This is a genomic window from Paraburkholderia sp., assembly GCF_034668105.1.
Taxonomy (GTDB): Bacteria; Pseudomonadota; Gammaproteobacteria; order Burkholderiales; family Burkholderiaceae; genus Paraburkholderia.
Genome location: NZ_JAXDPY010000504.1, coordinates 1 through 8733 on the forward strand (window position 1 = coordinate 1; position 8733 = coordinate 8733).

Sequence of the window (8733 nt, forward strand, 5' to 3'; positions counted from 1 at the left end):
CCGCGCGGTCCGCACGCGCGGGGTCCGCGCTGTGTGGCGTGCGATCACCGCGCCCGCTATCGCGTGGCTGCTGCACGCCGCCGCGTTGTGGGCCTGGCACGTGCCGACGCTGTTCGAAGCGGCGCTCGCGAATCCTCGCATTCACACGCTGCAACATGCGAGCTTCCTGTTCAGCGCGCTGCTGTTCTGGTGGACCATTTTCGGCGAACCTTCAGGGCGCCGGCGCAGCGGCCATGCCATGCTCGCGCTGTTCACGACGATGGTTCACACCGGCGCGCTGGGCGCGCTGATCACGCTGTCGCCGGAGCTCTGGTATCCGTCCTACGTGGAGCCTTGCAGCGCGCTCGGTTTCGATCCGTTGCAGGACCAGCAGTTGGGCGGCCTCGTGATGTGGGTGCCGGGCGGCCTGGCGTATCTGGTCGCGGGGCTGGCGGTTAGCGCCCGCTGGCTGCTGCAACGACGGGCACCGGTGTTTATCGGACGACCCTTGAACGCCCCCCCGGACGGTGGCATATGAACACGCTGCCCGGCTATCCGCTGCTCACGGGCGCGCCATTGCGCGTGCTTTTCGGCGCGCTTTTCAGCGCGCTCGTCGGCGCATTGTCATGCGCGGGCTGTTCGCAGGCGCTGCCCACCCATGACGAGGCCACCGGCGGCAATCCGCGGCAGGGCCGGGAGACGATCGTGCGGTACGGTTGCGGCGCGTGCCACACGATCGACGGCGTGCCGAACGCACGCGGCCTCGTCGGGCCGCCATTGGCCGGGATCGGCGAGCGGAGTTACATCGCTGGGCATCTGCCGAATACAGCGGAGAACCTGATGCGGTGGATCGAGCATCCGCAGCGCTTCGATCCGCAATCGGCGATGCCCGAACTCGGCGTCACCCAGGCCGATGCCCGCGATATCGTTGCTTACCTGTTGCATCAGCCATGAATCGATCACGCCGCATCGTGCCATTCGCTTACGGGCGTCCCGACGCATTGACGAGCGCATGCCAGGGCGCGGGGGCGCTTGCGTGGCAGTGGATGGCGGGGCGCATCGTCGTGGGCGCGCTGATGATCGGCGCAAGCGTGGTGAGTGCCAAAGCGCAAACGGCGCAAACGGCGCAAACGGCGCAAACGGCGCAAACGGCGCAAACGGCGCAAACGGCGCAACCACCACGCTCGCCGAGCGTGCAGGCGCCGACCGATCAGGCGCTGATCGCGCGCGGCGCCTATCTCGCCAAAGCTGGCGACTGCGCGGGCTGCCATACGGCGGTGAACGGTGGCGCGCCGTACGCGGGCGGCCTGGGCATGGCGTCGCCATTCGGCACCATCATTAGCAGCAACATCACGCCGGACCCGCGCGATGGCATCGGCCGATACACCTACGAGGACTTCGCGCGCGCTTTGCGCGAAGGCGTCGCGCCAGGTGCGAAGCATCTTTATCCCGCCATGCCTTATCCGTCTTTCTCCAGATTGACCGACGATGACGTCCACGCGCTTTACGCGTATTTCATGCACGCGGTGAAGCCGGTGGCACGGCCGAACCAGCCGGCGCAGGTGGCGTTCCCTTTCAGTCAGCGCTGGACCTTGAAGTTCTGGAAGTGGCTCTTCATGCCGAAGGGCGGTCCATACCAATCGCATGCCGGGCGCGACGAGCAGTGGAATCGCGGCGCGTATCTCGTGCAGTCGTTGGGACATTGCGGCGCCTGCCATACGCCGCGCGGTGCCGCTTTCCAGGAGCGCGGCTACGACGAGTCGTCGCCGCAATACCTCGCGGGCGGCGTGAACGATCACTGGTTCGCCGCAAATCTCACCGGCGACCCCGCCTCGGGTCTTGGCCGCGTGAGCGCCGACGATCTGGCGTCGTTCCTGAAAACCGGTCACGGCGGCGGGCTTGCCGCATACGGCAGCATGGTCCAACAGGTCGAAGACAGCACGCAATATCTCAGCGACCAGGATCTGCGCGCGATCGCCAGCTATCTGAAAACCTTGCCCGCGCAACAGCCGTCCGGCAACTACAATCCCGGGCATCCGGTCGCACGGTCCGCCGTCGACGGCAACCGTGTGCGCGAACGGCAGTCGTCCGGCGCGGCGGTCTACGGCTCATTTTGCGCGCGATGCCATGGCGTGCAGGGCATGGGCGTCCCGCCGCTTTACCCGCGGCTCGCGGGTAACCCCACAGTCATCTCGGACGACACCACGTCGCTGATTCGCCTGCTCGTCGAAGGCGGCAATACGCCGGCCACGCCGGGCGGGCCGCCCCGCACGAGCATGCCCGCGTTCGCGGGGCTTTTGTCGGATGCCGAGATGGCACAGGTGCTAACCTATATCCGCAGCGCATGGGGCAACGATGCGCGGCAAGTGACCGGGAACGACGTCGGGACCTTGCGTAGCGAACTGCACAAGTAACGGTGGGCGGCCCGTCGGCTGGCCGTTGGCGATCCTGGCGGCCAGTCGAATGGCTTGCGCTGCGTGCGGGGGCAATCAGCCCGTCGCGCTCATGGCTTCAGAACCACCTTGATGCAACCGTCTTCCTTGTCGCGAAACGTTTTGTACATGCCGGGTCCGTCCTCCAGCGAAACCGTGTGCGTGATCACGAACGATGGATCGATCTGTCCTTCCTGAATGCGGCGCAAGAGATCGTCGGTCCAGCGATTGACGTGCGTCTGGCCCATCTTCCAGGTGAGGCCTTTGTTCATCGAGGCGCCGAACGGAATCTTGTCGATCAGACCGCCATAGACGCCGGGCACCGACAATATTCCGGCTGGCCGGCAAACGTAGATCATTTCGCGCAATACGTGCGGGCGATCCGTCTCGAGCATCACGGCCTGTTTGACGCGGTCATACATGGCGTCGAACGAGCGGGTGGCATGCGACTCCATTCCCACTGCGTCGATACATTTTTCGGGTCCCTTGCCGTTCGTCAGTTCTTTCAGCCGATCGAGCACGCTCTCATCATCGAAGTTGATCGTGATCGCACCGCCCGCCCGCGCCATGGCAAGCCGCTCAGGCACGCGGTCGATTACGACCACCTGGCGGGCGCCCAACAACACGGCGCTGCGGATCGCCATTTGCCCAACCGGCCCCGCGCCCCAGATAGCGACGGTGTCTTCGGGCTGAATGTCGCAGTTCGCCGCGGCCTGCCAGCCGGTGGGAAAGATGTCGCCGAGAAAGAGAACCTGCTCGTCCGGGAGGCCGTCGGGAATCTTGACGTGGGTGGTGTCAGCCATGGGCACGCGCACGTATTCGGCCTGTCCGCCAGGATAGCCACCGGTCAGATGCGAGTAGCCGAACAGACCCGCTGTGGTATGGCCGAATACCTTGTTGCCCTATTTTCTCGCTCCCTTTCCATCGTATGACGGCGCGCGCAAGCTCGCGCCGTCATACCGGTCCGCGCCCCTGACCGGAACCCGATCGCGCATCGGCGCTCGACCGTGGTGGCGCGTAAGCGCGCGCGAGAATGCGCTGCGGCAGCGCGCTGGCACGGCGCATGCGGCGCCGCAGAGGCAGTCTTGTTTCCTCGCGTTCCTGCCAGCGCGCGACGCCCGAGCCGCCCGAGCCGTTAGCTGTTAGATGCGGGCCGCCGACATTTTGCACAGCCTTGCGCGCGTCCGTTTGTCGTCGCCGGAAAAGCGGCTTACAGCGAGCGTTCCGGCTTAGGGTATTGGTGCCGTACGGCAGGAAGAGCGCTGAGGGACCCTCAATCGTTCAAAGGAGAAATTCGATGTTTATCCACAACAAACGGCTTCAATATACGGTCCGTGTCGCGGCACCCAACCCCGGTCTTGCCAATCTGCTCCTCGAGCAGTTTGGCGGTCCGCAGGGCGAACTGGCGGCAGCATGTCGTTATTTCACTCAGGCGGTAAGCGAGGATGATCCAGGCAGGCGCGACATGCTGTTCGACATCGCGACGGAAGAACTGAGTCACCTCGAAATCATCGGCTCGATTGTCGCGATGCTGAATAAGGGCGCTAAGGGGCAGCTTGCCGAAGGCGTCGAGAAGGAAGCGGAACTCTACCGCTCGCTTACAGGAGGTGGCAACGATTCGCACACCACGGCGTTGCTTTACGGTGGCGGCCCGGCGTTGACTAACTCGGCGGGGGTGCCCTGGACTGCCGCTTACATCGACACGATCGGCGAGCCGACTGCGGATCTACGCTCGAATATCGCGGCGGAAGCGCGGGCGAAGATTGTCTACGAACGTCTGATTAATGTGAGCGACGATCCGGGCATCAAGGAAGCGCTGGGCTTTCTGATGACCCGCGAGATTGCGCATCAGAAATCGTTTGAAAAAGCGCTGCATTCGATTCAGCCCAATTTTCCGCAGGGCAAGTTGCCGGGGGTTCCCGAATTCACGAACGTCTACTACAACATGTCCAGCGGCGATGACTCGCCGCGCGGTCCGTGGAACCAGGGGCCGGGATGGGAATTCGTCGAGGACCCGCAACCCGCCGTTGACGGCGGTGACGGTCTGGCGACCGTCAACGTATCCAAAGACGCCCTCACTGTCCTCAGTGCGATGGCCTCCCGCACTGCCTCCGACACGAGCGCCGATCCGACGACGGGCGCGGACCTCGGCGCGGGGCAGCAGAATTCCTGAACGCAGTGGATCAAACCGGTGGCTGGTCCACTTCCCCGTTGTTTAAGGAGCAATTGAAATCATGGCACAACGCAAAACAGTCGATGATCTATTCGTCCACATGCTGTCGGATATTTACAGCGCCGAAAAGCAATTGACGAAGGCGCTCGCCAAGCTCTCGCGCGCTGCGTCCGACCCGCAACTGAGCCAGGCGTTCAAGACGCACCTCGAGGAAACTCAGGGACAGGTCGAACGTATCGATCAGGTAGTCGAAGTATCCGGAATTCGCCTGAAGAGAATGAAGTGCGTGGCGATGGAAGGACTTATCGAGGAGGGCCAGGAACTGATCGACGAAATCGAGAAGGGACCGGTGCTCGATGCGGGCCTCGTCGCGGCGGCGCAGAAGGTCGAGCACTATGAGATTGCGGCCTATGGAAGCCTTTGTGCAATCGGTAAGCAATTGGGCTTTTCCGAGGGCGTGAAGCTACTTCAGGCCACGCTGGAAGAAGAGAAGGCGACCGATTTGAAGCTCACTGAATTTGCCGAAAAAGCCGGTAACGTGAAGGCGAATGTCGCGTAAGTCTGCCAGGACACGGCCGGGAGGGATGATCTGTCCCGGTCTGTCCTGTCCGCGCCGAATCCGGTCATGCCCGCCCGTCGAATTATTGCCATCCAGGTGACGGATCCAGGCATCAGATAGAGGTAGATTCAATGCGAAAGCGTTCAAGCCGGAGGGCGAGCGCGGCACCAGGCGTGTCTTTCTGACGTTGAAAGCGAGGCAGTCGCTCGCATTGTAGGGGTCAATGCCCAGTCGCTGTCGCTCTCGCTGTCGCTGGCAAACGAAGATCGAGCCAGTCACGCGCCCATTTCTTCGCGAAAGCAACCGCATCCGCGCGTAAGTCGAAGCCGGCGAGATCGCCGCTTGCGAAAATCTCTGTTTCGCAGCCGTCCTCACTATGGGTACTGATTCTCACGTGCGCGATGTATTCGCCGTCTGCCCTGCGAGGGGTGGGGTCAATCCGGAGATGGGTCTGATCGGGATGCATATCGCTTCTCCGTTTATCCGCTATGCGACGCCTTGAAATGACTGACTGCGTGCTGTCAATCTTGCAAATTGTCGCGGTTATGTTCGCCCCTCGCTGAATGAACGGCCCGATGCAGGCCGGCGGTCTCGGGGCGCACGCCTTAGAGTTGGCCGGTCGGTTCGGGGATCCGGTATCGCGCCTTTCCTGGCCTTCGTTCCGTTCCAGTGGCGCTGTGCGCAGCATTCGCGTCGTGGAGCGCACCGTTCTCCCAGGTATGGTGTGCGCCTCACGCGTAGCGCGACTTTGCCGTGTGGCCGCTTTCCACCGTGGGTTGGTGCCGGAAACCAAGGCCTCCGGCGCCCAGTGCGATGATCGCGCCCACCACGAGCGCTGCCACCGAAAACCAGCTGGCGCGTGCGATGGCGCGAGCGGCGGTGTCTGCCGCCTGGCGGGCATCGGCTTGCGCTTGCGGGCTCGAAGCCGCGGCGGTGATGGACGCGACGGCGTTTTGCGCCTGCTGGGAAAGCGCATTGATAGCACTGTTTCCCGCGCTCGTCTGACTCGTGGCCGCCCCAGCGGTTGCCCCGGCAGACGCAACGTTGCCCGCCACGCCAACGGCGCCGCCGATCAGCGAAGTCAACTCGAACATAACGAAAAGAATCATGACGGCCCATGCGAGCAGCCCGTGCAACCAGCCAAGGACCGGCGCGCAACGACCTGCGAAGTATCCCCCCACGAACACCGAGACAACGGTCGTGACAATCATCCATACCCCTGAGCCGAAGCCGAATGCGCGGGCGGGATTGGGTTGAGACAATGGGCTAAGCAAGGATGCGCCAATTGCAGCTCCCAATACACTCATCACGAGATAAACGACCAGCGAGAGAATCACGCCGGTGAACACCGCGCCCCACGAAATACGGGGCAGTCCTTCTTGAGTTGTCAGCAGTCGCATTGCAATCTCCGGTCGATTGGCTTCATGAGGGTGTGCCGGAGAAGCCCGGCACTCAAATGCCGCAAGCGGCGTTCCACGGCACGCGGTAGCCGAGGCCTGCCTATCTTTTCCATCAATCCAGTGGGATGCCAAACCGGATGCATTGGGCACCCCATCCTGTCCGACAGCAAAGAGAACGAAGACCGCTTGCCGGGGCGGCTTGAGCGGACGAGTTAGCGCGGCAAATCGTCCTCATACTGCGTGGTCGACACCCGTTACACATGAACCGCATCATTTCCGGGTGTGAAGCGGACCGCGTGAGCGGACGGCGGGCAGGAAAGGGAGCCCCGGACGTTATGGCAGAGCGCCAAGCCACTCGTTCCGAATCCCGCCGTACAGGCACGTCAGCGCGCCGCGCGTCGTTCCAATGAGCGTTCTCGCCACAGATGCGCGAAGGCCAGGCCGGTAGATGCCTGCAGAAGCCAATATCGATGCGGGTTTTGCGGCGCCATTCACGATCGAGTGGAGATTCGCCAATCAGGGGCAACGTCGGTTGGTAACGACAGTCTCTTCGAAGGGTGGCGCAACGTGCATGGGATGCGCGGCGTCGAGCGTTGATACTGGATCGGGTGGCGCGCCTGCGAGCTTTATTGTGTTCTGAAATAATAGGCCTTGCTCACCATCGCGGCGGCCCGCGCCCATGCAAACACGATCTGACGCATCAGCCGACAGCGAATCCCCCGGCTACTGGCGCGAACACGAAATGCTGCTATTGCAGCAGGTGATGGCGCTTGTCGGCAAAAGCCTGTCCCCCGCGCCCGCGCTGCGCGAGATGCTACATCTGATGTCCGAGCTGCTCGGCCTGAACCGGGGCCGCATCGTGCTCGCGGACGAAACGCGTCGAAGCGGGCGTATCCGGTACGCGTACGGACTGACCCCAGAGGAAATCGGCCGGGGTGTGTATGCGTACGGTGAAGGCATCACCGGGCGCGCGCTGCAGCACGGCCAACTGACGATCATCCAGGACATCGACCGCGAACCGGATTTTCTGGCGCGTGCGGTTGAGCGCTCACGGTTACCGGACGGCCCGGTCTCGTTCATCGCGCTGCCGATCGTCGTCGAACGGCTGACGGTCGGCGTTCTTGCCTGTCACCGCATTCGCCACCGCTCGCGCATGCTGGCCGACGACATCACGGTGCTGCGTATTCTCGCGACACTGGCCGGACAGTTGCTGCAGCTGGAAGCCGGCCTCGAGGAAAAAACCCGCGCGCTCGAAGAGCAGAACGCAGTGCTCGCGCGGGCTCTCGAATCGGCGGCCGCCCGCTACGGAATCGTCGGCACCTCGCCGCCTTTGCTGCGCGCGATCTCCGAACTGGAGCGCGTATCGGATTCCGCTGCGAGCGTGCTGTTGCTCGGTGACTCAGGCACCGGCAAGGAGCTGTTTGCACGGGCCTTGCATCTGGCGAGTCCGCGGCGCGACCGTGCCTTCATCAAGATCAACTGCGCGGCGATACCGGATACGTTGTTCGAGTCCGAGCTGTTCGGGTACGAACGCGGCGCGTTCACGGGCGCGAACAGCATGCGCGCGGGCTGGTTCGAGCAGGCCAGCAAAGGGACGCTGTTTCTCGACGAGATCGGCGAATTGCCGGTGACGATGCAGACCAAGCTGCTGCGCACGCTTCAGGAAGGGACCATCACGCGCCTCGGCGGCAAGGCGGAGATCCGCGTCGACGTGCGGCTCGTCGCGGCCACCAATCGCGATTTGCAACGCGATGTGGCGCGCGGCACCTTTCGCCAGGACCTGTACTACCGGCTCAACGTGATTCCGATCCACTTGCCGTCGCTCGCTGAACGCCGCCAGGACATTCGCGTCCTCGCGCTGCATTTCATCAGCCATGCGAATCAACTCAACCAGCGCAATGTCAATCTCACGACGGCCGCGCTGGATCGGCTCGAAGCGTATGCGTGGCCCGGCAATATTCGCGAGCTGACCAATTTCATCGAGCGGATCGTGCTGCTCGCGGAGAAGCCGCTGCTCGATGCAGTCGATATTGACCGGCTGCTGCCTTCAGACGCGGCGGCTGAGCCCGCTGTTGCGCCCGCATTGGCACAGTCGACGGCCGCCGACCGCCGGCGGGGCGGGGCGCTGGACGCTTCATTACATGACCCCATGACCCACACTGCAGCGCTGCCGATGCGACCCTACCGGCG

The 8733-nt window shown here is 63.4% G+C and carries 8 protein-coding genes and 1 pseudogene; 6 read left to right on the forward strand and 3 right to left on the reverse strand.

Annotation, left to right across the window (positions count from 1 at the left end):
• The 3 genes from QOC89_RS22560 to QOC89_RS22570 all read left to right on the forward strand — a co-directional run.
• The coding region (locus QOC89_RS22560) for a cytochrome c oxidase assembly protein (protein ID WP_323047044.1) at positions 1–517 on the forward strand (517 nt) is incomplete at its 5' end.
• On the forward strand, positions 514–933 hold the full coding sequence (locus tag QOC89_RS22565; protein ID WP_323047045.1) for a c-type cytochrome: 420 nt from the start codon (positions 514–516) through the stop codon (positions 931–933). The genes QOC89_RS22560 and QOC89_RS22565, both read left to right, overlap by 4 nt.
• Before the next feature lie 122 nt (positions 934–1055).
• On the forward strand, positions 1056–2393 hold the full coding sequence (locus QOC89_RS22570) for a c-type cytochrome (RefSeq protein ID WP_416340442.1): 1338 nt from the start codon (positions 1056–1058) through the stop codon (positions 2391–2393).
• An 89-nt stretch (positions 2394–2482) separates the two neighbouring features.
• Here the strand turns inward: QOC89_RS22570 and QOC89_RS22575 are convergent.
• Positions 2483–3310 (reverse strand): annotated as a pseudogene (locus QOC89_RS22575) (zinc-binding dehydrogenase); the annotation flags it as partial.
• Between the two features lie 398 nt (positions 3311–3708).
• On the opposite strand from QOC89_RS22575, the gene QOC89_RS22580 reads away from it, so the two are divergent.
• Both QOC89_RS22580 and QOC89_RS22585 read left to right on the forward strand, forming a co-directional pair.
• Positions 3709–4584, forward strand: coding sequence for a manganese catalase family protein (locus tag QOC89_RS22580; protein ID WP_323047050.1), 876 nt, complete (start codon positions 3709–3711; stop codon positions 4582–4584).
• Positions 4585–4645: 61 nt separating this feature from the next.
• Positions 4646–5143, forward strand: coding sequence for a ferritin-like domain-containing protein (locus tag QOC89_RS22585; protein ID WP_323047047.1), 498 nt, complete (start codon positions 4646–4648; stop codon positions 5141–5143).
• 220 nt (positions 5144–5363) lie between these two features.
• On the opposite strand, the gene QOC89_RS22590 is transcribed toward QOC89_RS22585, so the two are convergent.
• Complete coding sequence (locus tag QOC89_RS22590) at positions 5364–5609, reverse strand: hypothetical protein (protein WP_323047048.1); 246 nt, start codon at positions 5607–5609, stop codon at positions 5364–5366.
• 265 nt (positions 5610–5874) lie between these two features.
• Positions 5875–6543 carry a hypothetical protein gene (locus QOC89_RS22595; RefSeq protein WP_323047051.1) on the reverse strand — a complete coding sequence of 223 codons (669 nt, stop codon included), beginning with the start codon at positions 6541–6543 and terminating at the stop codon, positions 5875–5877.
• 679 nt (positions 6544–7222) lie between these two features.
• Between QOC89_RS22595 and QOC89_RS22600 the strand changes: the two genes are divergently transcribed.
• Positions 7223–8733: sigma-54 interaction domain-containing protein (locus QOC89_RS22600; protein WP_323047049.1), on the forward strand; the 1511-nt coding region annotated here is incomplete at its 3' end.